Raw genomic sequence first — 25,367 nt, forward strand, 5'->3', positions numbered from 1 at the left:
CCCAAGCCCAAGCCCAAGCCCAAGCCCAAGCCCAAGCCCAAGCCCAAGCCCAAGCCCAAGCCCAAGCCCAAGCCCAAGCCCAAGCCCAAGCCCAAGCCCAAGCCCAAGCCCAAGCCCAGCTCCTTGCGGATATGCACTTTTGTGCATACACTCGCCGCATGGCTTATCAGTGGGATCCAGCGAAAGCGCACTCGAACGTTAAGAGGCACGGCGTTGACTTCGCAGACGCTGTTACCTCCCTGGAAGATGAACTGTCCCTTGTCACCGAAGATCAGCTTAGTGAAGGCGAGGAGCGCTTTATCTGCCTCGGGCGGAGTGCTGAAGGCTTCCTTCTGGTGACTGTGTTCTGTTACCGCGGCGATGACATTCGGATCATTTCCTCTCGTCACGCCACCGCGCATGAGCGTCGCAAGTACGAGGAACCGTAATGAAAGACGAGTATGACTTCAGCAACGCCCGCCGCGGCCCAGTCGTCGCCCCAGCGGCGGGCAAGACCCGGATCACCATCCGCCTGGATGACGAAGTGCTGGGTTGGTTCAAGAAGCAGGTGACTGAGGCGGGTGGCGGCAACTACCAGTCGCTCATCAATGCTGCTTTGCGAGACTACATTGCCGGTAGTCGTGAGCCTCTAGAGGAGACTTTGCGGCGAGTGGTGAGGGAAGAACTCCAGCGTGCTAGCTAACAAGTGCCTGCAGTGGTCACTTGACCCGAGCACCACTCCGGCTACCGCCGGAGCGGCACTCGCCTCAAGCGCCACTGAGGCGAGGCGTTAGGCGGCTTGAGCGCCATAGTATTTTGGAGAAGTTGTAGAATGCGGCCTGGGAACTCGACACGGCGAGGCGGAAATCAAGACATCGACGTCTCGCTGGTCGATGAGTTCTTCGCCGTGTTTGTTGGTGTGTTTGCGGCGTTGAGCTTTGAAGGTTGGCAAGTAGAGTTCCCGACCATCGTTGCAGGTGTTCTCGGAGTCATTCTGGTGGTCCTCATTTCCGCTGTTGTGACTGCGAATCAATGCGCTGCAACAAGCCGGTTCGCGGGCTATTCGCTCACGATTGCGATGGCCGTCGCAGGCTACTGGTTGATCATGGCGCTCTCCCATGGTGACCTCCACCCAGAGCGCTGGCTCATTGCTACCCTTCCAGTGGGAGTCGTTGTTTGGACGCTCGCGCGAGAGGGAGCAAACGCAACTACACGGGTATTGCGAACTAGAGAGGTCGTCGTGGATCCGTACCTGAGAGAATATCGACTACAGGACATAGTCGGGCTCCTTCAATTCCTGGGGGCGTACAAGGAGCACCAACTGTCTCCAGAGGACTGGTACAGCAAGCTCGACTACAAACCGAGAAGCGCAGCGACTTGGGCGGAAGTCTTTCGAGATCACCCCGAGTTCTTTCGAGTCAACGACAACGGCCAGGTTGGCCTTGTTTGGCGGAAAGCACTTCCTCGCGTCTCTACATCTCGGCAAGTGCTGTCAGAAGAGCAAATCGGCCAACTCATCGCCGTAGCACTGGACTTTCATAGCAAAGCTAGAGACCGAATAAGAGATTCTCGTTGGTGGATCCCGATCGCCGCTGCACTACTAGCCTTCCTCGGAGCACTTCTGGGCGCCATGATTCGAGCCGGCGGGACGCCAGGGCCTTCCTAGCCTGTAAATGGAGGGCCGCGGAGTGCGCAAGTACTTGTCTGCCGCGCACTAGAATGGTCGCCCTGAGTCCCAGGCCATGTCGCGCAGTCGCATTCTCCTACGCAAGCCCGAGCCAGAAGCTAGGATGTGTTGCGGAGGCGCCGCCTAACCATACGTACATGGACTCCTCCCGCAAGCCGCGATTGAGCGCTGCTGATCGTGAGCGGTGACAGAGAAGCGGCTGCAGTCGTACATCCGGCCTGTTAGGTGAGCGTCGTCGCTCCGACATGTTGGAGCGGGATGCTCTGGCCTTCATGGAATCAGCGTTCGAGGAGCCACACGTTGCTAGGTGCTTTGATGCACGCGCTGGTTATCGGCTTTCCCGCGAACCGGGCCGACCTGTCATGCCATGATCGCTAGTGCTCTCCTGCGCAACCTACGTGGTAGGTGAGTTGTTGTTGTGGTTGTTCGGTGGTTACGCGGCGGCGGGCGATGGCTCGCGCGCGTAACATGTTTCTTGCACCCAGCAGGCCCATGCGATGCGAGCCATCTTGTTGGCAACCGCGCACGCGGCCTTGTTGTGGGTCGTTCGCTCCTGCAGCTGCATTGCCCAGCGTTGGAGCCTGTCGAGCGGTCTACCGCTCTTGAGCCTCTGAGATGCTGCGCGGAGCAGGGATCTCGCACCATGTATCAACAGCATTCGAAGGTACGGATCACCGCGCTTTGAGATTCCCCCGAGGGTCCGCTTGGATCCACTGGAGTGTTCTCGCGGCGTCAGGCCGATCCAGGATGCCATATGACGACCTGAACGGAAGTAGGAAGCGCTCCCAGCGCTCCCAGCGCTGGCGAGCAATGCGGTTGCCGTGAGTAGGCCGATGCCAGGGACATCCATCAATCGCTTGGCAGAGGTGTTTTGCTTAGCGATGGTGGCAAGCTGTCGTTCGATCGTATCGATCTGGGATTCGAGGTGGTTGATCTCGTCGAGCAGCAGCACCAAGGCGGGTTTGATCGTCTGAGGAACGGCACTGTCATCGATAGACTCGGCGAACATCGATCGAGCCCGCTTGATCCCTTCAGGCAGGGCGATGCCGAACTCGCGCAGATGCCCGCGCAAAGCGTTGATGCGTGCGGTGCGTGTGGCCATCCAACCTGACCGGATGCGGTGTAGGCCTTGCAGCGCTTGTGCGTCGAGGGGCTTGATGGGCACGGAAAGGATGTCGGTGTTCTTGTCGGCCTCGAGCATTGCGAGGCAATCGGCATGGTCGGTCTTGCTGCGCCTGCGATAAGGGCGCACATAGGGCGCGGGAAGCATGCGGACCTCATGCCCTCGCTCGGCCATCATGCGTGCCCAGTGGTGGGCACCGCCGCAGGCTTCCATGACGAAGCGAGCGGTCTCGTGGTTGGAGATGAATGAGCGGAATTGTTCACGAGACAAGCGCAGTCGCTGGCGCTTGGGCTTGGAGTCGATAACGATCTCGAAGACGTTCTTTGCGGTGTCTACGGCGATCGTCGTAAGCTTCTGCACTGGGCTCCTCCTGGCGTACAGCTTGTGAATTCAGCAGCACTAGCTTGGCACATTGATGCCGAAAATCGGCGGGAGGAGTCCATTCCATCATTGCTGCTGTCGCTGGACCCTGCCACCACGCTGGCTACCGCCAGCGCGGCGTCAGCGTCAAGCGCAGCAGAACATAGGCGTTAAACGGCGATGGAAACCATAGAGCTACTTGGCCGGCCTGATCTGGACGCACTGAGATGCCTCCTTGGAAGGCCGCTTCTTCAGATGTTTACGAGATCGATTGATCTCTACCGGCACGTTGCGGTTGCTCGGAACTTCTCGATCCCGTTGGAGGGTGGCAAGTTCTGCGTCATCGAGAGTGATTGGAACGACACGGTCGAAAACGCGATCGATTACCATATTCTTGAGGTCCGAGTCTGTGACACTCCAAAGGGGTTCTCTCTAGTCACTGGGCGGGATGGTGCGCTGTTGCTAGGCAGTCCATCATCGATCAATCTCTTGACTGGCTCGCGAGTTACGAAGATTGAGGTACTTGAGCATCGCGACGAGTTTAAGGGCGAGAAAGTTCACTTCGATCTCGCAATCGTGTTTAGCACCGCCGATAGATACCGATTCGCTTTGTCAGCTCAACAGTCAATCGCCGGCGGGCTAGAGTTCTTTGATCAGGAGTCTCTGGTCGGCGAACTCCTAGAGAGGCACTCGGTGAGAGTGACCCTTGACTAAAGCAGGGAGGGCCTTCGGTTGCGGCCAAAGTAGTTCGCCATTGCTGACCTTTGTGTCACCGCGGTGCATCATATGACTATTCTCGCCGAACACGGGGTAGGGGAGCTGCTGTTGTGAGTAGGATGGTCTGGCTTGTCGCGTCGCCGTTTAACCAGCGCCTGCAGTGGTCACTTGACCCGAGCACCACTCCGGCTACCGCCGGAGCGGCGCTCGCCTCAAGCGCCACTGAGGCAGGGCGTTAAACGGCAATCCGGCCCCAATCGCGGAGTTCTTCTCACCACTGCCTCCACGCCGTAGGATAGAGCCATGGCAACGTAGAGCCGAGGTGGCGATGAGTACCGACTTGACAAAACTACCGCTAGATCAACGAATTCGGCTCGTTCAGGACCTGTGGGAGAGCATTGCCGCGGAGTCAGACGCCATTCCGGTGGATCCCGAGCACGTGGCTGAAGCGAAGGCGCGGTTGCAGGAGTATCGGCTTGATGGTGAGCCCGGGGATTCCGCTCGGGCCGCTGTCGAGCAGATTCGGCGGGGCCTGTAGACCGGGTGGAGGTGTTGCTGCGCCCCTCGGCGCGCCGGCAGTTGCAAAAGGCAGCAAAGGATTATGAGTCGCAGTCCGACGGACTGGGCGAGGAGTTCTTGGATGACTTTCTGCTGGTCATTGGGCACCTTGAAGAGCACCCGGAGCTATACACTCTTGTAGCCGAGGGAATACGGCGTGCCCCGATGAAGCGGTTCCCTTACTTGGTCTACTACAACTACAGCGTCGAACCGACGCATGTCCAAGTGCTCACGATCCGGGCGGGACGCAGGCGCGAACGTGTTCCGCGTCGCAGATGAATCCGTGCAAACCCACCGCTGCAGGATCGCCCGTGACCCATTTTACTAGGGGTCCATCGCAGCAGCCGTTTAACCAGTGCCTGCAGTGGTCACTTGACCCGGCCCCCACTCCTGCTGCCGCCGGAGCGGCGTCCGCCTCAAGCGCCACTGAGCTAGGCGTTAAGCCGCAGAGAGATCATTCCGCCAGCGGTCTCCGTTCGCTGGACATCCCATATTTGGTATGTATACCATTTGAGCTATGTGGGGGATCCTTGAGCACCGGAATGTGTCCCGACGGCTGTCCCGGTTGCCACGCGAAGTCCTTGTTCGCTATGAGAAATGGAAGGACATTGTCTCCGTTTCTGGGCCGGAAGGTCTCCGCCTGATCAAAAGCTTTCACGACGAATCACTACGGGGCGAGTGGAAGGGCTACCGCTCATCGAGACTCGGCCTCCAGTACCGCCTGATCTACAAGATCGAGAGAGAAGAGGTGCTGGTGTACGTGATGGAAATCAACGCCCACGACTATCGCCGAAAATGAACCGAAAAGACTTCAAGCCAGCCAAGCGACGCGTGGAGGTCACTCCAGGGGAGTCGGTGCGAGTGCTGCGTGAGCTCCAGGAGCTCAGTCAGTCCCAACTGTCCAAGCTGACGGGTATTCCACAATCGACGCTCTCTGCCATCGAGAACGGCAGGGTGAACCTTGGCGTGGAGCGAGCGAAGGTTCTAGCGCGTGCATTGAGGTGTCATCCGGCTGTTCTGGTGTTTCCGGGGTGGGATGTGTCAGCCGAGTCTGCGGCTTAACCCGTTGCTGCAGCTGTCACTTGACCCATGCACCACTCCGGCTATCGCCGGAGCGGCACATGCCTCAAGCGCAGCTGAGCTTAAGCGTTAGGCCCCAGCCCTTGAAGTTTTTTGGGGCTCTGAGATCCTTGCACCCTAGAATCATGGGTGCTGTGAAGTCAGACAATTCTATCTGGCTACGGGACCCCGAAGAGCTTAGCTCGATGCGACATGAAGATCTCAGTGATACTGGAGCCGCACATGTTGCGCGGTAGTCAGCTGTTCCACCGACTTCTGATGCTGCTAGTGCTCGCAGTTGCTTTCGGTTGGCTCTCTCCAGCGGTGGCAGTGTGTATCGGAAAAGATGCCAATTTCGTTGTAGGTATCCTGAGTCATTGCCGCTCAATCCCGGATGGTATCGGGTACGTTCAGGCTCGGATCGAAGGGGCCGAGATCGTTTTTGGGGACAGCACTGGTCCGGCGGAACCTCGGGTTGTCGGTGTTAAATTCGAATCGACTGTACGCGCGGACGAGTCCCTTGGTTGTCAATCACTCCCAAGCCGGAGTGTGATCAATGGGGTGCGCCAGCCCTTTTGCTGCGATACGAACTTCCGCAGCTATAGGTGTCGAGCACGTTTAGATCACCTCTACCTCCTCAATGATGCACCTGGCCCGAGATCTGAGTGGCTTGATAGTACGCGAGCCCGATTTTCTAGTCGTTATGCTGGGTTCGAGAGCCTCGTCGCTGCTCTGTCAGAGCATTACCGCTCGGTGTTAGACGAGGGACCACCGTCGAGCGCGAACAATAGGTTGGAGCTTTGATTGGTATGCGTTCAGGCTTTCGCAAGTGAGCGGTCCGGGAGATAGGTAACACTATCGTCCAAGGACATGGGTTACAGATTAGTCGGCTTTATACTGCCTCATAATCCTCCCATATGCATCTTCGATGCGGTTCATGCGTTCATGGAATCGACCGGTGATGATCGACCCGAACCATACGTCCCATACGCCATCGTCGATCTCCTCGAAGCCAATGTATTCGCTAGCTAACGTCGTGGAGGCGCAGACCCATTGGCGATTCCAACGTATTCCGCCGTTAGCAGAGACTAGCCTGACCTCGAAGCGATCTGGGTATTCGATAGGTGGGATCTTGTAGGGCATCTCTCGGCTTGAGGCTTGATAGCATTGGGCGGGTGTTCTGCCGTCCAGGGCATCGTGAGGTCGCTCGTGGTTGAACTCGTTGACGAAGGTATTGAACTTGCGCTGCTGCGCGTTGAGATTGCCGGCGGGAGGACGAGTAGCCTCGCGCTTCAAGGTCCGATGCATGCGTTCATGTCTACCGTTCTGTTGAGGTCGGCCCGGTTGGATGAACTCGGGGATGACGCCGAGCCTGACCCACCAGGCAGAGAGCTTGGAGAGTCGTCCTAGAGTGTTGGTGGCGAAGGGGACGCCGTTGTCGGTACGGATGCGGGCCGGCAGACCATACTCGCGGAAAATGCGCGTAAAAACGCGCTTTGCATCGACGACTTTGGTGGAGAGTAAGCTCTGGCAAGCGAGCAACATGCGGCTGTAGTCATCGGTGATGGTAAGTGGGTAGCAGTAGATGCCATTGCGAGTCTTGAACTCGCCCTTGTAGTCGGCGGCCCAGAGTTCGTTAGGTCCGAGGGGTGAGGTATCGGGCTTGCCTGGGTGCCCAGGCTTGCGCCGTCGGGTGGGTGCCGCGGCGACACCGTGTCGCTTGAGGATGTTGCAGACCGTTGTGCGGGAGGGGAAGGCGAGGTTCGGGTGGCGTGGGGTCAGGAACTGAAGGATCTTCTTACCGCCCCAGCTGGGGTGGCGCTTTCGCGTCTGCAGGATGAGCGCTTCGATCTCATCAGGTGTCTTAGTGGGGCTGGTGTAGGGGCGTTTAGAGTAATCCTCGAGGCCTTCTGGGCCGCGTCTGACGTAGCGGCCGATCCACTTGTAGCCGGTCTTCCTGCTAACGCCGTAGCGCTGGCACAGCTCGGTGACGGTGAAGGTGCCTCGCAGGTAGTCGGAGACGAATCGTACTTTCTGGTCCATAGGTGACGTTTCACTCCAGGGCATGGGGCACCTCCTTGCGGTGGGCCCAAGATTGGAAGAAGCTGTTACCTATGTCTCTTGACGAAAGTGTTACCTATGTGTGTGGACCGTACAAAGTGAGCGTCTAACAAGTGCGTGCAGTTGTCGCTTGACCCGAGCACCACTCCGGCTGTCGCCGGAGCGCTCCTCGCCTCAAGCGCAACTGATAGCGAATCGTAGGTGAAGCTCCCGAACCACAACCAGGCCTTAGTCGAGGACGGCAAGATACGGGACTACTTGCTTTCCGAGACGCACCCTATCGGTAGGCCCGGTTCTTCCTGACCTTTGGCTACGATGCGTCGGAGTGGGTTCAGCTCAAATCTGATCTTCTTGCTCTCGTGGCCGCCCACGACGCTGTTGATGCTGGGAGCGGTCCCTGGGGCCGCAAGTACACCGTCGATGGTATGCTCGGGATCTCGTCCAAAGCACGGGTGCGCACCGTGTGGCTAGTACCCAGCGGTGAGGCAAGCCCCCGATTCATAAAGGCTTATCCTGAGTGAGCCCTACGCACAAACAACTAGATTCGGTCGTTCTGACGGTAGAAAAGCCGGATGCTGGCCTGCGGGCCGGTGATATTGGATCCGTCGTGGAAGTACACGGCGCCGGTGCCTACGAAGTTGAGTTTGTGGCGGCCTCCGGGCGCACCCAAGCTCTTCTGACCTTGACCGCTGCGGAACTTCGCGCGGTGGAGGATACGGATCTGCTATCTGTGCGCTCCGTAGTAGAGGCTGCTGGTTAGGCTCCTCGTCTTGCCTGCTCCGTTCACTACCTGCCGCAACTCCGGGGCGATGGCTGTGAGCACACTGGATGTTGCGGCTTAACCAGTGCGTGCAGTTGTCGCTTGACCCGAGCACCACTCCGGCTACCGCCGGAGCGGTACTCGCCTCAAGCGCCACTGTGCATCGGCGTTAGGCTGCTTGGAGAAGTATGAGCGATCGGTTGGTGGAAGAGATCGAGTATCGCGGACGCTCTGGGGCTACACAGACTTGCCTGACCGCGCTCGCGGAGTTGCTGCAACGTCATTGGGAGATTTCTCATACGGCGCTTGTGACTTGCGGTCAAAACCACGGCTTCGTAGTGATAGTGCAGGAGTCGTGGCCTATAGTAATTCGCAGCGGGTTTTCATCTGGCTACAACGGCGAGGGCCCTCGCGGCCTGGCAACCGCGTTGTCCCTGCTCGGCGAGCGGAACACTGAGGTTGAAGAGTACTGCGTTCCTAAGTCGTTTATGCAGCGACTCAACAATGCGCAGCTGCTAGCCAAGGATATTGAGCGCCTGATTGCCCAGAAGCCAGTTCGTCCCACACGCATCTACGACTACATTTGGAGCGGCACTGACGGCAAGAGGCTGGGGTTCTACGACGCCTATCCGTTGACCCTTCCATGTGCCGTCCTGGATCCACGGCTCGACAAAGTTCTACCGCAATACTTGGTGGATCCGGACGCGACCCTCTTGAAGGCGTATGTCCAGCTGGAATCACGGATTCGGGAGCGCTCTCAAGCTGGGAAGGAACCCGGGGTAAGACTCATGCGAAAGGCCTTCAATCCTGACAACGCCTTACTGAAGTGGCATGGGCGTGATCGAGAGGAGGCGCAATCGCTTATGCATATATTCTCAGGTGTTTACGGGGCGTTCCGAAATCGAAGGGCACATGAGCCAGTCACGTCGACCCCCGACCTTGCGCTGCGGGAGTTACTCCTTCTAAATGAACTGTATCGACTAGAATCAGAAGCTGTCGGAGCACTCGAATCAAGCGGCCAAAGCGCTTGTGATGAGCAAGCTGGTGGCGAGTGACAGCGCTAGTGCGACGCAGCCTAACCCGGCGTACATGGACTCCTCCCGCAAGTAGCAGTTGAGCGGCTTTGGATCTGGGCGTCGACAGAGAAGCGACTGCAGTCGTACATCCGGCCAGTTGATGAACCGCGACGCCCAGTTGCTTGTGGGCTTCAGGGCTCTGGCCTTCATGGAATCGGCGTTCGGGGAGCCACACGCAGCAGAGTGCCCTAGGCACGGCCTGGTTATCGGCTTGGCCCCGAACAGGGCCGACCTGTCATGCCACGATCGCTCGTGCTCTCCCGCGCAACCTATGAGGTAGGTGAGTCGTTTTTGTTATCTGGTGGCTTACGCAGCGCTAAGGTTTGGCTCACGCGCGTAAGACGTGTCTTTTCACCAGCATGCCCATGCGATGCGAGCCATCTTGTCGGCGATCGCGCACGCGGCCTTGTTGTGTGTGGTTCGCTCCTGTAGCTGCAACGCCCAGCGCTGTAGCGTATCGAGTGGCCTGTCGCTCTTGACTCGCTGATTTGCTGCTCGCAATAGGGGGCGCGCGCCGTGGACCAGGAGCATTCGCAAGTACGGGTCCCCTCGCTTGGAGATCCCGCCGAGCGTTCCTCGAGAGCCGCTGGAGTGTTCTCGAGGGGTGAGACCGATCCACGAGGCGAGATGATGGCCGGAGCGGAAGTAGCTTGCCTTGCCGGCGCTCGCGAGCATTGCTGTCGCGGTGAGCAAGCCATTGCCCGGGATACCCATCAGTCGCTTGGCAGACGGGCTTTGCTTGGCGAAGCCGGCGAGTTGGTGTTCGACTGCGTCTACCTTGACCTCGAGGTCGTCGATCTCCTGAAGTAGCGTATGCAGCGCTGGTCGGAGCATCTGCGGGACAGCGTCGTCATCGATCGACTCAGCGAACATCGCTCGCGCCTTGTTGACGCCCTCCGGCAAGACGATGCCAAACTAGCGCAGGTGGCCTCGAAGTGCGTTGATGCGCGCAGTGCGCGTGGCCATCCAGCCGGAGCGGGCGCGGTAAAGCGCTTGTAGCGCTTGAGCGTCGACAGGCTTAATCGGAACGGACAAGATCTCTGTGTTCTTGTCGGCTTCAAGCATCGCTAGGCAATCGGCGCGATCGGTTTTGTTGCGCCGCCGATAGGGCCTGATGTAGAGGGCGGGGAGCATCCGGACTTCGTGGCCGTGGGCGGCCATCAGGCGCGCCCAATGGCGTGCGCCGCCACACGCCTCGAGGACGAACCGTGACCGCTCCTGTGTGACGATGAAGGCGCGGAACTCATCATGGGACAGGCGCATCGATCGGCGCTTTGGCTTGGCATCGATGACGACTTCGAATACGAGCTTTGCGGTGTCAACGGCGATCGTCGTAAGCTTCTGCACTTGGGCTCCTCCTGGCGTACAGCTTGTGGATTCGACAGCACTAGCTTGGCACATTGATGCCGAAAATCGGCGGGAGGAGTCCACCCCATCACAGCAGCTGTCGGCAGGTCAGGCACTACGGCGGACACCATGACCCACGATGTGGTGCCGAGAAGGCCGTTAGGGTCTTGTCGTCGAGAGCGCTATGCGCACGGCGGGAGGGGGCGCTGGAACCCTAGTTGTACCGTACACTTGGGTAATTGAGGCTCATTTTTTCGTGCAGGGAGTAGCAGTGATGGGGTTGGGTGGAATCTCGCTTTGGCAGTTGCTGATCATCGTTGCAATCATTGCACCGTTTTGGAGGATTTTCTCGAAGGCAGGCTATAGCCCGTGGCTGTCGCTACTCTTAGTGCTGCCCCTGGTGAATCTTGTCATGCTCTATTTCCTGGCGTTCTCCGCCTGGCCGGCCCTGAGGAGTAGCGCGCCTTAGCGTCGGCGAGACCGTGCCGCGCGTTTGAGCGGCGCTACCCATCTCGTCCGGGTTCGTTTGGGTCACTTGAGAACAGTGCAATCTTGTTGCCATGCGGATCGCGAAGGTAGCCAACGTAGAAACGAGGCCCGTAGGACTCACGGAATCCCGGTTTACCCTCGTCAGAGCCGCCGGCGGCGAGCGCCGCGGCATGAAGCTCGCGCACCTGCTGTTGGTTGCGCGCCTGGAATGCGATCATCGACCCGTTGCCGGCCGAGGCCGGACGGCCATCAAAGGGTGGTCTCACGTAGAACTCGGGCGGAGGAGCGCCCTGACCCGGTGGTTTGGGTTGTGCGTAGGCTAAGCCAGCTGAATTTTCCACGAGTTCGTAGTTGAGGGTGGGTAGGAACGCTGCGTAGAACCGTTTTGCGCGCTCGATGTCATTGGCGCCAACGGTGATGTAGGCGATCATGCTGCGTATCTCCGGCCGTGCCCATCCCTTTGCCATGGAGTGTAGCGCACTGCGCACTGCACCTGTTGTGCACGAACGCGTAGGCTACTCTGGCATCATCGCCCCGGGCGGCTAGGGCATGCGTTCGGACTGATGTTCGGCCATCGCATGAGCCCGAACCGCAAGCGAGTATCGAGTTTGCACTTAAAGGCGTCGCGGCGGTGTTCGCGGCCGTAGAGAAGATGCAGGATGGCGGCGACAGCATCGCGCGCACGTTCGTGAGGAGCCATGGGGTCGGACAGTGGCGCGATTTCTGAGCCCGGAGGGGGTACTCGTCGGCCCGAGCTACTTTCCTTGTTTGCACGAGAAGGGCGTAGAGGCCGCTACCTGACCTATGCCAGGCCGTCCCAGCGAATCCATTATCGAGGTAGCCGTCGAGTCGGCGGAGAGAGCCCATGATTGAGAGCATCTTCAAGCTATCGGACAGCATTCGCTACGTGGCGGTCTATAGGGACGGCCAGCTCGAGACCGAAGCCAAGTCCGACACCCTTGGTGCAAGTGGGTCGCAGAGCGATCGATACGAGGAGCTCCTGGTCAACCCTACGCTTCTCACCCTAGCTAGCCAACGTGGCAATATCGACTGCGGTGGCCTCAACTACCTGCTGGTGCGCTACGGTAACTTCTTCCAGTTCGTTCTGCCCGCCAGCTGGGGGCATGTGTCCGTGTGTATCGAGGTGGAAGCTGATCCTCTTGCCATCGGCGCCCAAGTAGAAGCCCTGGTGCATCGGCAATGACCGCTGTGCTTGTGGTGGAGAGTGGCGCGATCGCGGGACTTGTGAGTGGCTCCAGTGGTAGCTAGCCCCACAATTCCCGTGGACTTCTCCGCTCGAGAGTTAGATGGTGCGATCCGGCTCGATTCGCAGCGCACCACTCAGTTCATCATCGACTATGGTATTCAATTGTCCTCGGGCGCGAGTGTTCGCGTCTCCGATGGTGAGGCAACCGCCCTAGGCGTGTTGGAGTGGCGTTCTGCCGCTTGGGTCGCGAAGGCGCTCAAATGGGAGCCCGAGTAGTGCCCGGCTCCCAGCCGATCGTCCTATCCGGAGAACCTGTCGCCACGCTGGGCAGTGCCAGCGATCGCAAAACCGTTTGCTAAGGTAAGTGCGCGCGAAATGAACCAACGCTTGCTATACGTATCGTTGCTCGTGCGCGACTACGACGAGGCCCTTGCCTTCTTCACCGCTACGCTTGATTTCACCCTGCGAGAGGACACCTACGTCCGCGAGCAGGATAAGCGATGGGTGGTGATTGATCCGCCTGGGTCCTGTGAGGCTGGCATCGTCCTGGCGCGCCCTTCGACACCGGCGCAGGAAACGTTGGTAGGCAAGCAGTGCGGCGGCCGTGTGTGCTTCTTTCTCGGCACAGACGACTTTGCTCGCGACTACGAGAAGATGCGCTCGCGAGGGGTTACCTTCGTTCGAGCGCCACGGTACGAGCCCTACGGCACCGTGGCGGTGTTCGAGGATCTTTACGGCAACGGGTGGGACCTGCTACAAGCAAACAAGCAGACGCCGTAGACTTGGACGAAGTCTATTGGGAGCCTGACCAAGCGGGGGGCTGCCCGCAGCGAATCGGACGCTGCCAAGGAGCTCCGGTAACGCCTAGCAGGAGCAGGCGCCTGGATTGTCGAAGGTTGCTGTGAGTCGCTGGCCGCGCTCCTGTTGGCGCGAGGGCCTTTGTTGATCTGGTTGGATCCCGGCCAGATGGCGTGCCTCTCCCGTTGTCGCGCGAGGCCTTTGGGGGCCGCACAAGTATGCGAGCAAGGATGCTCTGGACCGTAGTCCAAGATGCTCTTGAGCTGGGTGAGCGACCACTACCGGCGCACCGACGAGATGTCGTACAAGGCGCATGCGGCCCTGTACAAAGCCTACAAGGGGTCGAAGGTTCACCTGCTGCGACACCGCAGTGTCGATTCTCGAGCTCTCTGAGCTAATGCAGCAGGCGAAGCCTTGAAGGCTGTCCTCGATAGGCACATCGCCATCGATCACCGTGTCTTCAATAATCTCTCTTCCAGCCTCCTCTGGAGAAAGGCTTGACAGCCCTTGCGCTCGTTCGACATCGTGGCTGAAGCCAACGCGACCTCATGCCAACGAAGCTATAGGGTTGCGTTGGTGTGCCATTGGTATCGACTCTCATGATGCCGAGCGTCATCGACATGCCAATGCGTCGGATGGTCGGGAAGCTCGCCGTGCATTCGTGCGTTGAGTTGTCGGAAGTGCGCCTGCGATGACCGGCGCAAGCGCTGCTCGGAGCACCGTTCGGCGTAAGGACGCTAAGGATGAGGAAACGCCATGAAGATTCAGTACGTCGAGATCGTCACCCCTGAGGTAGATGCAGTTTGCAACACCTATTCGCTGCTAGAGGACGTCACGTTCGGTGATGGTGATCCTAGCCTAGGCGGTGCTAGGACGGCGTCCCTGCCCAGCGGTGGCATGCTGGGTGTGCGAGCGCCCATGCATGATGCGGAAGCCCCCGTTGTGCGTAACTACGTTCTCGTCGCCGATATTCAGGCGGCCGTGGACGCGGCCGCTGGGGCTGGAGCTCACGTGGCCCTGCCGCCCATGGAGCTCCCAGGGCACGGCACCTGCGCCATCGTCATCCAGGGCGGTATCGAATCCGGCTATTGGCAGCTGTGATGTAGTGCGCGGCGAGTGCAGCAGAAGGGCTCGCCGAGGTGTTCCTCGCCTGCCGATGTTCGGCGCATTCCTAGGAGAAGTATCATGAGTGGTCCCTTCGTCGCGTGCGTTGGCGGCGTCGTCAGCGCCGATATTGCCGTGCCCGAGCACGAGCGCGAGATGCGCTTCTACTCAGCAGTGCTCGGCACGGGCGAGCGTCCTTTGTGGCGAGAGGATTTGATGAACAACCTCGGCGCGCCGATTATCGGGCTGGGTGCGCGCAGTCCCGAGTACGCCGACCTCCCTCTTCAATGGATGCCTCACATTCAAGTGACCGACGTGGCGGTCAGCGCTAGTGTTGCAGTCGAGCTCGGTGGTCGTGAGCTGATGCACGGTAAGGACGACGACGGCAACAGTCAGTGGGCAGTCCTGCAAGACCCGGTTGGTGTGGCGTTCGGCGTCATTCCGGTGATCTCGCCACAGGCGATGCCCTCGCTAGACGAGCAGGTCGCCGCGCCAATGGGACGTATCGCTTGGCTAGACCTGACGGTCCCCGACGCTTCCGGCATTCGAGACTTTTACCGCCGGGTCGTCGGTTGGGCTCCCCAAGACGTAGGTATGGAAGACGCGGGGGAGCGCTACGTCGACTATAATATGTGCATGGGCGAGGGCACACCAGCCGCGGGCATCTGCCACGCGCGCGGGCCCAACGCGGTGATCCCGCCCGTATGGCTGATCTATCTCCCCGTGGCGGATCTCGAGGACAGCGTCCGCCGCGCGCGAGAACAGGGTGGTGAGATCATCAAGACGACATCGCAGACCCACGGCGAGCATGCCTATGCAGTGGTACGCGATCCGGTGGGGGCCTGCTTTGCGCTTGTGCCGGGCTGAGGAGGGGCGCAGGCTTGCTGGGGCACGCTCGGCCCGAAGCCGCAGAAACGCCAGTGCATGTCCACGTCGAGACGCGGGCTTGGGTTTTGGTCGGCGGGGTCGCCCTACTGCTGGGGCGCGAGTATGCCAGGTCAGCACGTGTGTTTGCCGACGACGTGTGCAACGCCTACGAGGACTGTAACCTGGTGCAGGCCTCGGTTTACGTGACGCCGAGCAAACGGGCAAGAGCACTAGGTGAAGTGGAAACCGTTGCTGCTGGTCGCAGAGACTGAGCGATGAATGGTAGGCACCTACTGCGGCTTGCGATGGCGATCATCGCCTTCGCGATGCCTCAGATCGCGATGCCTCAGATCGCGACGTCCGACGCGGAGTGCGTGGTGCTGTTGCACGGTCTCGCGCGCACGGCGAAGTCGATGGAGCCGATGGCCCGGCGACTCGAAGCCGAAGGCTATCGAGTGATCAATCAGGCGTATCCTTCTCGCCAGCACGAGATAGCTGTGCTCGCCGAGCGGTACGTGCGCGAAGGGGTCGATGCGTGCGGGCCGCTGGCCCGTATCCACTTCGTGACGCACTCGCTCGGCGGTATCCTGGTGCGTCAATACCTTTCGAAGCGCACAGTGGACGGGCTCGGCCACACGGTAATGCTGGCGCCCCCAAATCAGGGCAGCGAGGTCGTTGACAACTGGCAGCACGTGCCAGGTTACGATCTGCTAAACGGCCCCGCCGGGCGTCAGTTGGGGACGGATGGGCGTTCCGTGCCACTGGCTTTGGGACCGGTGACCTACCCCGTAGGGATCGTCGCCGGTACGCGGTCGATCAACGTGCTGCTTTCGCTCAGCCTGCCCAACCCTGACGACGGCAAGGTCAGCGTCGCGAGCACCAAGGTGGCGGGCATGGCGGACCATATCGAGGTTCCTCAAGCCCACCCGTTGATCATGAGATCGGAGCGAGTGCAGGATCAAGTGGTGCACTTTCTCGCCCACGGGGCGTTTGCGCACTCGGTGGATTGAGGCGGACTGGAGGCTAGCGCAGAAGATGATGCGTGCGATTCTCTTAGGCGCTCTCTGTGTAGGCGTGTGGGTGCAACTTGCCAACGCCCAAGCAGTCGCCGAGCATGACTTCGCTGATAAACTCGTGGCGGCCGCCCACGAGCGGACCGGTCACTCGGTGACTTACGACGGCAGTTACTATCACATGGCATATCCGGGCGGCGACGTGCCAGCCAACATCGGTGTCTGTACTGACGTTATCGTGCGCGCCTACCGGGCTGTCGGTGTCGATCTCCAGCAGGCGGTCCATGAGGACATGTCGGCGCACTTCGGCGACTACCCCGCGTACTGGGGTCTGGCGCGCCCTGATCCCAATATCGACCACCGCCGTGTACCCAACCTGCAACGATTCCTTGAGCGGCACGGGGAGGTGCTGGGCACGAGTGACGTGGCTGCCGACTACCGGCCTGGCGATCTGGTCACCTGGATGCTGCCAGGCAACTTACCCCATATAGGCATCGTCAGCGATAAGCGCAGCGGGGATGGGCGACGGCCACTCATCGTGCACAACATCGGTGCCGGGCCACGACTCGAAGACGCGCTGTTCGCGTTCCCGATCACCGGACACTATCGGTTTCGCAAGATGCCGTGACGGGGCCAAGGCTCGCTTCAGGGGCACGCGAAGCGGTGCCTCCGATTGGCCAGTGGCCACTATTTTTCAATGAGAATTTGACCCCGATGGCCAAGCGAGAGCGTCGATTCGTCGCCCTATTGCGCGGTGTCAACGTGGGTGGACACGACCAGTTGCCAATGGCGGAGCTGCGTGCAGCCCTAGCTGCGTTGCCGCTTAGGCAGGTTGGGACGTACATCCAGAGCGGGAACGTGGTGTTCGTGTCGGCGCTTGGGGCGAGCGCCATCGAGCGTCACCTGGCGGGAACTCTGCGGGAGCACTTCGGCTTGCAAGTACCCATCGTCGTGCGCGATGGCGATCAATGGCATGCTCTGATCGACGGCAATCCCTTCGCCGAGCAAGCGCAGGGCGCACCGAATCGGGTGCAGGTGGGTGTCGCTAAGCAGCCTCTAGCCGCGGACGCAGCGATTCAGCTGCAGGCGCTGGCATCGCGCGGGGAGCTGGTGCTAGCGGCCGATCAGGCGCTGTGGCTGCACTATCCTGCAGGAATCGCCGAGACTAAGCTGACGCCCGCGCGCTTGGACCGCTGCGCCGGTTCATCGGTGACCACGCGCAACTGGCGGACGGTACTCAAGTTGCAGGCGATGATTCTCAGCCTAGCGGTGACCTAGAGAGAAAACGATGCGTGCGATACGGGATGACATCACCACGCTTACGGCAGAGGTGATCGTAAATGCGGCCAACACCACCCTGCTTGGTGGCGGTGGGGTGGACGGAGCGATCCATGCTGCAGCGGGCCCAGAGCTATTGGCCGCCTGTCGGTTACTCGGTGGCTGTGAGACGGGTGATGCGAAGCTCACCCGCGCCTATGGGCTCGCTGCGCGGTTCGTCATCCACACGGTGGGGCCTATCTGGCACGGGGGCGACCGCGGCGAGCCAGACCTCCTAGCCTCGTGCTACCGACGCTCACTTCAGCTCGCCTCCGAACACGGCTGTGCGAGTATCGCCTTCCCGTGTATCAGCACCGGGGCTTACGGCTATCCGCCGATGCTCGCGGCCTCCCTGGCCGTCGACACCGTGCGCGCAAGCCTTGCGCAGCCGGAGACGACGGTGCGCCAGGTCACCTTCTGCTGCTTCTCAGCCAATGATCTCACCACCTACGAAGGCCTTCTCAAAGGTGCATCCTAGGCGGCGTTGAGCGAACGGCCATCGCAACGCGCCCGGCGAGCGTGTCTTCCGCTCGCCGACCCGCTAGGATTGCAAGCTTAGCGATTCGTTGACCTTCGAGGTGAATACGATGGAAGCACCCCCCGTGGCCCAGGCGCTTCACAGCATGTACGAGGCGAGGCTAGCAGCAGATGTGGAGGCCTGCGTGGCGAGCTTCGCCGAGGCGGGCGTGTACCGCATGGCGAATGTCTACGACGCTAGCGGGCAACCGCTTCGCGCTCGCGGTCACGAGCAGCTGCGCGCCGCGTTGGCCGAGCTGGTGAACACCTGGCGCTGGGTGCGCCGCGATGAGCGGTCGCTGGTGGTAGAGGGCGATCGGGCGTGCGCACTCTATCGTCTGCAGCTCGTCCATCGCCCCACTGGGGAGGCAATCGACACGGAGATGATGGACCACGTCACCTTCGATGGCGACGGCAAGGCGACGACGTTCGCGCAGTTTTTGGATACGGCTTTGGTAGCTCGCTTGAGTACCTAGTGGCAACTGACAGCGCCTATTCATCTGGGGGCGCAGCTGTGAGGTTGGTGCCGCCCGCGTGTCCGCGCGACCTTCCCTTAGCGGAGAGGATCCTCGTACATGACACGTCCTGAGACGCTGCGCACCAGACGCGCTTGCTGATCCGGGTTCGCGAACGCCATATCGAGCGCCTCTCCCTTGCCGATGGCGCCCCGCGGGGTAGGTGTGGCGGCGTTTGCGTGAGCCCTAGGGGCTCGCCTCTGGCGCGCCGGCGTCGCCTCCACGGTCTGGTCCGAAGCCCGGAGACCGCGTCCTTGCGGTGAGCCGAGCCACTGCGTCGACCAGGCGTTTCACCCCCACGCCAGCCATCTCACCTCGTCGCGAATGCTCGTCACTCTGACGGATTCGCCTTCAATCGCCCCTGCGTCCCGGTCACTGTGAGCCCTCCCCAATGGCACTTCGCCGTTCGATTCACCGTGTGACGAGGGTTCGCAGCATGTCACTCACTCGCCTGTCCGCCGACCATCCGCCAGCCCTCTTGGCGAGCGCGGCAATGGTGATCATCCTCGGCGTGGTGGGCGTGGCGACGCTGCCTATCCAGATGCTGCCGGATATCGAGTACCCCCAAATCAACATCCACACGGACTGGCGCGCCGCGGCTCCCCAGGAAGTGGAGGCCAACATCATCAAGCCTCAGGAGGATGCCCTTCGCGCCGTCCCCGGGGTGGTGAAGATGAGCAGCCGCATCAATGCGGGCGGCGGCAACATCCGTCTAGACTTTGATCTGGAGACCGATCTGCGCCAAGCCATGCTCGATGTGTTGAGCGCGCTTAACAATACCGATGACTTGCCGAGCGACGCGCAAGAGCCGTCTATACAGGTGGGTGGTTGGGATGCACCGATGGCTACGCTGCTGGTGCATCCGCAGGTGCCCGTGCCCGGCACCGACGTGACCGCTTTTCAGCGCATCATCGAAGATGAAGTCGAGCCCCGTCTGCTGGCGGTGGACGGCGTGCAGCGGGTAGATCTGGCGAGCGAGCGCGAGCCCTTGGTGCTCGTGACCTTCGACCCCCATCGGGCGGCCAACCTGGGCGTGGAGATCTCGCAAATCAGCGAGGCCCTAAACCGGGCCGTGCACAGCACCGGGGGCACTGCCAGCGTGGGTCGACGCCAGTACACGGTGCGCTTCTTGGGGGGCTTTGATCTATCGCAGCTCGGTAATCTCATCGTGGCTCGTCGTGCGGATCAACCCGTTTACTTACGCGATATCGCTGAGGTGAGCACCGAGCTCTATCCGCGCACGGGATTTACTTACCGCACGGGTTACCCTGCGTACTACATCCGCGTGCAGGGCAAGTACGGTGCTAACACGGTGACCGTGCTCGATCAGATCAACGGCGTTATCGACGAGCTCAATGCCGGGCCCCTGGGGCAGGAAGCGCTGCGCATCGTGCTGAGCTTCGATGCGTCTGTACACATTCGTCGCGCCATCGCCCTGGTGAATGGCAACCTGCTCCTCGGGGTGGCGCTGGCTCTTAGCGTGCTGTGGTGCTTCTTGCGCGGGTGGCGCGCCACGCTGCTCATCGCTCTCACGATTCCCTTCTCGCTGCTCTCGGCGTTTATCGCCCTGAGTCTGCTCGGGCGTAGCCTGAACGTCGTCTCCCTGGCGGGTCTCGCCTTCGCTGTTGGCTTGGTGCTCGATGCTGCGATTATCGTGCAGGAGAATGTCGTGCGCTTGCGCCAGGGCGGAATGCCGATAGGGCAGACGATCCGGGAAGGGCCCAGGCAGGTGGTCGGGGCACTGTTTGCCTCTACGGTGACCAGCGTCGCGATCTTCCTGCCCATCCTCTTTATGCGTGGTATCGAGGGGCAGCTGTTCGCGGATCTGGCCCTCACCCTGTCCGTGGCGGTGGCAGCGTCTACGGTCGCGGCGCTGACCGTACTGCCGGTGGCGAGTGGCTATCTGTTGCGGGGTGTGCCTGCGACGGACCGTCTCTCCTCCCTTTGGGATCGCCTGACCTGCACGCTCATGCGGTGGACAGGCTCGCCGCGGCGTCGCCTCCTGTGGGTGGTGGTGTTGCTTTGTGTGCCCCCGGTACTCACGCTCACCTTGGCGCCGAAGCTGGACTTTCTGCCTCAGGCAGACGCCGATGGCGTGCGCGTGTCCTTCAGTCTGCCCGAGGGCATCCCTCTGGGCACGATTGAGCGGGAGCTCATGGCTGAGGTAATGCGCCGCCTCAAACCTCATGTGGACGGCGAGGCGCGCCCGGGCATCCGCGGCTATAACCTGTACTCCTACGGCACCAACGCCTCCGGGGTGTTCATCTATCCACAGGACCCGCGTGAGGCGCCGGAGCTAATGGAACTCCTGCGTGGGGATTTGCTCGCAGGCTTGCCCGGCACCGACGCCTTCGTCTCCCGAGCCTCCTTGTTGAACATCGGTGTCTCTGGCGGCAGGAACATCGACATTGACATCCAGGGGCCGGAGTTGATACCCCTCATGGACGCAGCTCGTGCGGGGCAGGCGGTAATCGACGCTGAGCTAGACGGCTGGTCTGCCCGCGCCATACCAGGCCTCACGCTCTCCAAACCCGAACTGCAGTTGCTGCCGGACGATCTTCGCATCGTGCAGGCGGGACTGGACCGCGCCGACATCGCCGACGCCACCCGCGCCTTCACCGGTGGGCTCTTCGGGGGGCGCTACTTCGACGGCAACGAGGGCTACGATGTGATCCTGTGGGGTGGCGGCTGGGACACACCAGAAGATCTCGCAGCAACGCCCATCGCCACCCCGTTGGCGGGGGTGCAGCTGCTCGGCGAGTTGGCTCAACCCCAGCGTACGGTTGGCCCGACCCAACTGCGTCGCGTAAACGGCCAGCGCACGATCTCCCTGCAGGTGCTGCCGCCTCCCGAGCTGACCATGGAGGAAGCCCTCGAGACCCTGCGCAGGGTGGTCGACCCGGTATTTGCCGACGCAGTATCTGGCGAGGTGAGCGTGTTCTACCGAGGCACGGCGGATCAGTTGGCGGGCGCCATCGCCACCATGGCACGTAACTTTGTGCTCGCGATTCTGATCCTGCTGTTGATCATGGCGGCGATGTTTCGCTCCTTGCGTGACGGTTTGATCGTCGTTTTGGTAATGCCTTTGGCCGTGGTGGGAGGCGTCCTTTCCCTGCGTGTGCTGAACCTGTTCACGCACCAGTCGCTGGAGCTGCTCACGATGATAGGCTTCATCATCATGCTCGGCCTGGTGGTGAACAACGCCATCCTGCTTGTGCATCAAACGCGGGCGGCCGAGCGCGAGGGGACGGCTCGGCGAGATGCGGTTTCGCAGGCCATTCGCCTGCGCACCCGTCCGATTTTCATGAGTACGTTAACTTCTGTATTCGGTATGTTGCCACTGATGCTGGTGCCGGGGGCGGGCAGTGAGATCTACCGCGGGCTGGCCACGGTAATCGTCGGCGGGATGGGGGTCAGCGCGGTTTTCACTCTCGTGCTGCTGCCGAGCATCCTGCGCTTCGGGGAGCAGTGCCATGCATCCGCCGATGGATCGCTCGCGCCCCTGTCCACCACCTAAGGCACCGAGGAGGCTGTCTTCATGAATCGTTCTGTGCTTTCGATATGCGCACTGCTGCTGCCGTGCGTAGGCTTCGGGCAAGTGCCCAACGGGCCTAGCGTGCCGGTGACCGTGTCCCAGGTGATTTCGGAGGCACTGACGCCTCGCGTCGCCAGCGCGGGCACCGTGCACAGCCGCAACGCCGCTTCGCTTACGGCCGGCCTCGACGGCCAGCTGCAGTGGGTCGCGGAGCCTGGCGCCTACGTGCAGGCCGGAGATGCCGTTGCGCGCTTCGACTGCGGCGCCCTGCAACTGCGGCTGGAGGAGCAGCAAGCGGAGGTCGCGCGGGAGAAGATTCGCTCACGGGCCTTAGCAGAGGAGGTCGTGCGCCTGGAGCAGGCGCAGCTGGCGGCCTCGGTCAGCCAGGTTGCGCGGGTGCGAGCTGATCGCGACCTCGCGCGCATGGAGCAGCGCATCGGCAGCGTACGCGTTCGGCAGACGCGCAAGATGCTCGAGCGCTGCACGGTGCCGGCGCCCTTCGCGGGAGTGGTGATCACCCAAGCGCGGCGCGGCGGCGAGGACGTCTCACGCGGCGATGTCCTTGCGCAGATGACGGACACGCGTCACCTCGAAGTGCGCGCAGCAGTTCCCGTGCGCCACCTGCCCCGGGTCTCTACGGGCGTCCTGGTGGACGTGACGCTGGGGGAACTCACCCTGCCCGGTCAGGTGCGCACGGTGGTGCCGGCGGCCGTCGAGGCCTCGCAGACCTTCGAACTGCGCATTGACCTGCCCGGTGACGCCTCCACCTACCTGGCAGCAGGGCAGCTGGTGAGCCTATCGATTCCCATTTCCGCGAACCACGCGCTCACCGTGCCACGCGACGCCGTGGTGCTTGGCGCCGACGGCGCCTTCGTGATGCGCATCGGCAGCGACAATCGGGCAGAGCGGGTGACCGTGCAGTTGCGCGAGGCGAGCGGTCCTCGCGTGGCTGTGGAGGGCTCGCTGAGCCCAGGCGATAGGGTGGCTGTGCGCGGCGCCGAGGCGCTCGATGACGGGGAAGCCGTCGCTGTGCTCACGGCGGAGGGCTGAACGCTGAGCGCGCGTCGATTCAAATCCCCCAGAGCGATGCGCCTGTGCGATTCTTCAACCCATGAACATTAGGGAGTTGATGGCGGACCGTAACCGCTTCTATTGGGCCCTGAACTTAGGCGGCTGGGCTGGCTATGTGGTCACGGCCTACATTGGCGCCTTCGCTTACGACAAGCCGGAGTCTTACCTGTGGGTGATCTCCGTCTCGGGCCTGCTCGGCATCACGTTCACCGTGCCGATGCGGGCGATCTACCGGCGCTGGTGGTCCTTCCCGCCGATGAAGCTGGCCCTGTCCACGCTGGCCCTGTGCTTCGCCCTCGCCAGCGTGCGCTCACTCGTGATCAACCATCTCTACTTCGATTGGGTGAAGGGCGGCTGGACGCCGAGCGACTGGAAGAGCTACTTCGGCGGCTATCTCGGCACCTTCTACCTCTTCGTGTGCTGGAGTGGCCTCTACTTCGGCATCAAGTACTACCAGGAGCTGCAGGACCAGACGCGCCGCGCCCTGAACGCCACGGCTGCCGCCCACCAGGCGCAGCTCACGATGCTTCGCTATCAGCTCAATCCTCACTTCCTCTTCAACACCCTCAATGCGATCTCCACCCTGATCCTCGATCACCGCACTGAGATGGCCAATGAGTGTGTCACGCGCCTAAGCGATTTCTTGCGATACTCCCTCGATAATGACCCAATGCGGCGCGTCACCCTGCGCCAGGAGCTCGAGGCCTTAGATCTCTATCTGGAGATCGAGAAGGTGCGCTTCGGCGAGCGCCTGACCATCCAGCGTGAGGTGGCGGGCGAGGCCCTCGACGCCCTCGTGCCAAGCCTAATCCTCCAGCCATTGATCGAGAACGCGGTGAAGTACGCGATCAGCCCGCGCGAGGAGGGGGGCACGGTCCGAATCGCTGCGCGCACCCATCATCAGTCGTTGATGGTCACCATCGCGGACGACGGTCCGGGCCTGAAAAACGGCAGCATGCCCAGCCACGGTTCGACCGGTGTGGGCCTTAAGAACACTCGCGAGCGCCTAAAGCAACTCTACGGTGATTCGCAGGCCCTGACGCTCGCGCCGAACAGTCCGAAGGGTTTGGTAATCAGCATCAACCTGCCTCTGGAGCACGCCCCCGCAAGCTAGGGCTGCTCCCGCCGGCCGGCTGACTGGGCGTACGTCTCCACCCCCGCCGCCGCGCAGGTCTCCGAGCAGGAGTCGATGACAAGGGGGCGAGCGGTAGCCAAAGGGGCCCGATTGGTCTCGGGCCGACGCCCGCAGCCAGCTTCCTTCGGCGCTTCGGAACCTCTCGTGCGACGCACTGTCTCCTGATTCATCAAGGCTAGGGGAGGTGGCCATCGGCGATGTCCGAGGGGCCGGGGAGCGCGGGAGTGAAGACACTGAGAACGATCATCGTCGATGACGAAGAGCTGGCCCGCCGCGGCCTTGAGATCCGCCTTCGCAAGGAGGAGGACGTCGACATCTGTGCGCGCTGCAGTACGGGCCGTGAAGCGATCGCCGCCGTGCGAGAGCACGAGCCGGATCTGGTGTTCCTCGATATCCAAATGCCTGTGCTTGACGGCTTCGCCACCCTGCGCGAATTCGCCGGCCCGCAGATGCCGATCGTTATCTTCGTCACCGCGTTTGCGGAGCATGCGATCCGTGCCTTTGAGGCCAACGCCCTCGACTACCTCCTAAAGCCGATCGACGATCGGCGCCTGCAGGCCGCCCTGCAGCGCGCTCGGGCCCACGCGGTGGCCCGCGAGGCATCGGATCATCGCTCGCGGCTGTTGAAGCTGATCTGCGACATCACAGGTGAGGAGGTATCCCTCGAGCAGGCACTCGAGAGCGAGGGGGCGTTGCAGGCCAAACCCCGTCGGCTGGCGATCAAAAACGCAGGCCGTACCACCTGTGTGGACATGGAGGACATCGCCTGGATCGAGTCCGCGGGGGATTACCTGTGCGTGCACGCCCTCGGCGAGACGCACGTGCTGCGCGGAACCATGAAGCAGATCGAACAGATGCTCGGTACGGAGCGCTTCGCACGCGTGCACAGATCCACGATCGTCAACATCACTCGCGTCGCGTCGATCCGCGGGCATATCAACGGCGAGTCGTTCCTCGCGCTCGATTGCGGCAAGGAGCTGAAGGTGAGCCGAAGCTACCGTGATTGCGTGGAGCGTATCGCCCAGCAGCTTTCCTAGGCGTACGCTGGCGCGAAACTCAGGCGAGAGAAAGCC

General features: G+C 61.5%; 28 protein-coding genes. 23 read left to right on the forward strand and 5 right to left on the reverse strand.

Annotated features, from left to right (window positions below; all coding sequences use genetic code 11):
- The first annotated feature begins 158 nt into the window (after positions 1 to 158).
- From AAGA68_00005 to AAGA68_00015, 3 genes are all read left to right on the forward strand, one after another.
- A complete protein-coding gene (locus tag AAGA68_00005) occupies positions 159 to 428 on the forward strand; it encodes a BrnT family toxin (GenBank protein MEM9383414.1) in 270 nt (89 codons plus the stop codon).
- Positions 428 to 682 carry a BrnA antitoxin family protein gene (locus AAGA68_00010; protein ID MEM9383415.1) on the forward strand — a complete coding sequence of 85 codons (255 nt, stop codon included), beginning with the start codon at positions 428 to 430 and terminating at the stop codon, positions 680 to 682. Before AAGA68_00005 ends, AAGA68_00010 begins: the two co-directional genes overlap by 1 nt.
- A 129-nt stretch (positions 683 to 811) precedes the next feature.
- The gene (locus tag AAGA68_00015) at positions 812 to 1,645 is read left to right on the forward strand and encodes a hypothetical protein (protein MEM9383416.1); all 834 of its coding nucleotides are present in this window, start codon (positions 812 to 814) and stop codon (positions 1,643 to 1,645) included.
- Between the two features lie 454 nt (positions 1,646 to 2,099).
- Here AAGA68_00015 and AAGA68_00020 read toward each other — a convergent pair whose 3' ends face one another.
- Positions 2,100 to 3,149, reverse strand: coding sequence for an IS110 family transposase (locus tag AAGA68_00020; GenBank protein ID MEM9383417.1), 1,050 nt, complete (start codon positions 3,147 to 3,149; stop codon positions 2,100 to 2,102).
- A gap of 180 nt (positions 3,150 to 3,329) precedes the next feature.
- On the opposite strand from AAGA68_00020, the gene AAGA68_00025 reads away from it, so the two are divergent.
- The 4 genes from AAGA68_00025 to AAGA68_00040 all read left to right on the forward strand — a co-directional run bounded on the left by AAGA68_00025 (position 3,330) and on the right by AAGA68_00040 (position 5,486).
- Positions 3,330 to 3,863, forward strand: coding sequence for a hypothetical protein (locus tag AAGA68_00025; GenBank protein ID MEM9383418.1), 534 nt, complete (start codon positions 3,330 to 3,332; stop codon positions 3,861 to 3,863).
- Positions 3,864 to 4,206: 343 nt separating this feature from the next.
- Positions 4,207 to 4,404 (forward strand): addiction module protein, encoded by a 198-nt coding sequence (locus tag AAGA68_00030; GenBank protein MEM9383419.1) that lies wholly within the window; start codon positions 4,207 to 4,209, stop codon positions 4,402 to 4,404.
- A 537-nt stretch (positions 4,405 to 4,941) separates the two neighbouring features.
- On the forward strand, positions 4,942 to 5,223 hold the full coding sequence (locus tag AAGA68_00035) for a type II toxin-antitoxin system mRNA interferase toxin, RelE/StbE family (GenBank protein MEM9383420.1): 282 nt from the start codon (positions 4,942 to 4,944) through the stop codon (positions 5,221 to 5,223).
- Positions 5,220 to 5,486, forward strand: a complete 267-nt coding sequence (locus tag AAGA68_00040) for a helix-turn-helix transcriptional regulator (protein ID MEM9383421.1) — start codon at positions 5,220 to 5,222, stop codon at positions 5,484 to 5,486. Before AAGA68_00035 ends, AAGA68_00040 begins: the two co-directional genes overlap by 4 nt.
- 879 nt (positions 5,487 to 6,365) lie before the next feature.
- Here the strand turns inward: AAGA68_00040 and AAGA68_00045 are convergent.
- Positions 6,366 to 7,526 (reverse strand): IS481 family transposase, encoded by a 1,161-nt coding sequence (locus AAGA68_00045; protein ID MEM9383422.1) that lies wholly within the window; start codon positions 7,524 to 7,526, stop codon positions 6,366 to 6,368.
- 535 nt (positions 7,527 to 8,061) lie between these two features.
- Here AAGA68_00045 and AAGA68_00050 point away from each other — a divergent pair.
- Positions 8,062 to 8,304 carry a DUF4926 domain-containing protein gene (locus tag AAGA68_00050; GenBank protein MEM9383423.1) on the forward strand — a complete coding sequence of 81 codons (243 nt, stop codon included), beginning with the start codon at positions 8,062 to 8,064 and terminating at the stop codon, positions 8,302 to 8,304.
- A gap of 188 nt (positions 8,305 to 8,492) precedes the next feature.
- Positions 8,493 to 9,359 carry a TIGR02391 family protein gene (locus AAGA68_00055; protein MEM9383424.1) on the forward strand — a complete coding sequence of 289 codons (867 nt, stop codon included), beginning with the start codon at positions 8,493 to 8,495 and terminating at the stop codon, positions 9,357 to 9,359.
- Positions 9,360 to 9,731: 372 nt separating this feature from the next.
- On the opposite strand, the gene AAGA68_00060 is transcribed toward AAGA68_00055, so the two are convergent.
- From AAGA68_00060 to AAGA68_00070, 3 genes are all read right to left on the reverse strand, one after another.
- On the reverse strand, positions 9,732 to 10,283 hold the full coding sequence (locus AAGA68_00060; GenBank protein ID MEM9383425.1) for an IS110 family transposase: 552 nt from the start codon (positions 10,281 to 10,283) through the stop codon (positions 9,732 to 9,734).
- A gap of 12 nt (positions 10,284 to 10,295) precedes the next feature.
- Positions 10,296 to 10,727, reverse strand: coding sequence for a transposase (locus tag AAGA68_00065; protein ID MEM9383426.1), 432 nt, complete (start codon positions 10,725 to 10,727; stop codon positions 10,296 to 10,298).
- A 503-nt stretch (positions 10,728 to 11,230) separates the two neighbouring features.
- Positions 11,231 to 11,647: a VOC family protein gene (locus AAGA68_00070; protein MEM9383427.1), complete on the reverse strand. Its 417-nt coding sequence runs from the start codon at positions 11,645 to 11,647 to the stop codon at positions 11,231 to 11,233.
- A 434-nt stretch (positions 11,648 to 12,081) separates the two neighbouring features.
- Here AAGA68_00070 and AAGA68_00075 point away from each other — a divergent pair, with 434 nt between their 5' ends.
- From AAGA68_00075 to AAGA68_00140, 14 genes are all read left to right on the forward strand, one after another.
- The gene (locus AAGA68_00075; GenBank protein ID MEM9383428.1) at positions 12,082 to 12,420 is read left to right on the forward strand and encodes a hypothetical protein; all 339 of its coding nucleotides are present in this window, start codon (positions 12,082 to 12,084) and stop codon (positions 12,418 to 12,420) included.
- 45 nt (positions 12,421 to 12,465) lie between these two features.
- Positions 12,466 to 12,699, forward strand: coding sequence for a hypothetical protein (locus AAGA68_00080; GenBank protein ID MEM9383429.1), 234 nt, complete (start codon positions 12,466 to 12,468; stop codon positions 12,697 to 12,699).
- A gap of 99 nt (positions 12,700 to 12,798) precedes the next feature.
- Complete coding sequence (locus tag AAGA68_00085; protein ID MEM9383430.1) at positions 12,799 to 13,203, forward strand: VOC family protein; 405 nt, start codon at positions 12,799 to 12,801, stop codon at positions 13,201 to 13,203.
- Between the two features lie 774 nt (positions 13,204 to 13,977).
- Positions 13,978 to 14,322: a hydroxylase gene (locus tag AAGA68_00090; protein ID MEM9383431.1), complete on the forward strand. Its 345-nt coding sequence runs from the start codon at positions 13,978 to 13,980 to the stop codon at positions 14,320 to 14,322.
- Positions 14,323 to 14,406: 84 nt separating this feature from the next.
- Complete coding sequence (locus AAGA68_00095) at positions 14,407 to 15,192, forward strand: VOC family protein (protein ID MEM9383432.1); 786 nt, start codon at positions 14,407 to 14,409, stop codon at positions 15,190 to 15,192.
- Between the two features lie 275 nt (positions 15,193 to 15,467).
- The gene (locus AAGA68_00100) at positions 15,468 to 16,202 is read left to right on the forward strand and encodes an alpha/beta hydrolase (protein MEM9383433.1); all 735 of its coding nucleotides are present in this window, start codon (positions 15,468 to 15,470) and stop codon (positions 16,200 to 16,202) included.
- Positions 16,203 to 16,230: 28 nt separating this feature from the next.
- Positions 16,231 to 16,833 carry a DUF1287 domain-containing protein gene (locus AAGA68_00105; GenBank protein MEM9383434.1) on the forward strand — a complete coding sequence of 201 codons (603 nt, stop codon included), beginning with the start codon at positions 16,231 to 16,233 and terminating at the stop codon, positions 16,831 to 16,833.
- Positions 16,834 to 16,919: 86 nt separating this feature from the next.
- Positions 16,920 to 17,483 carry a DUF1697 domain-containing protein gene (locus AAGA68_00110; GenBank protein ID MEM9383435.1) on the forward strand — a complete coding sequence of 188 codons (564 nt, stop codon included), beginning with the start codon at positions 16,920 to 16,922 and terminating at the stop codon, positions 17,481 to 17,483.
- A gap of 10 nt (positions 17,484 to 17,493) precedes the next feature.
- A complete protein-coding gene (locus AAGA68_00115) occupies positions 17,494 to 18,000 on the forward strand; it encodes an O-acetyl-ADP-ribose deacetylase (protein MEM9383436.1) in 507 nt (168 codons plus the stop codon).
- Between the two features lie 109 nt (positions 18,001 to 18,109).
- Entirely contained in the window at positions 18,110 to 18,514 is a 405-nt protein-coding gene (locus AAGA68_00120; protein MEM9383437.1) for a nuclear transport factor 2 family protein, read from the forward strand.
- Positions 18,515 to 18,989: 475 nt separating this feature from the next.
- Positions 18,990 to 22,070 carry an efflux RND transporter permease subunit gene (locus AAGA68_00125; protein ID MEM9383438.1) on the forward strand — a complete coding sequence of 1,027 codons (3,081 nt, stop codon included), beginning with the start codon at positions 18,990 to 18,992 and terminating at the stop codon, positions 22,068 to 22,070.
- Between the two features lie 21 nt (positions 22,071 to 22,091).
- Positions 22,092 to 23,138, forward strand: coding sequence for an efflux RND transporter periplasmic adaptor subunit (locus AAGA68_00130; protein MEM9383439.1), 1,047 nt, complete (start codon positions 22,092 to 22,094; stop codon positions 23,136 to 23,138).
- 61 nt (positions 23,139 to 23,199) lie between these two features.
- Positions 23,200 to 24,273: a histidine kinase gene (locus AAGA68_00135; protein MEM9383440.1), complete on the forward strand. Its 1,074-nt coding sequence runs from the start codon at positions 23,200 to 23,202 to the stop codon at positions 24,271 to 24,273.
- 245 nt (positions 24,274 to 24,518) lie between these two features.
- Complete coding sequence (locus AAGA68_00140) at positions 24,519 to 25,331, forward strand: LytTR family DNA-binding domain-containing protein (GenBank protein ID MEM9383441.1); 813 nt, start codon at positions 24,519 to 24,521, stop codon at positions 25,329 to 25,331.
- The last annotated feature ends 36 nt before the right edge of the window (positions 25,332 to 25,367 follow it).

It is taken from the genome of Pseudomonadota bacterium (assembly GCA_039193195.1).
In the GTDB taxonomy this organism is placed as follows: Bacteria; Pseudomonadota; Gammaproteobacteria; order Steroidobacterales; family JBCBZW01; genus JBCBZW01.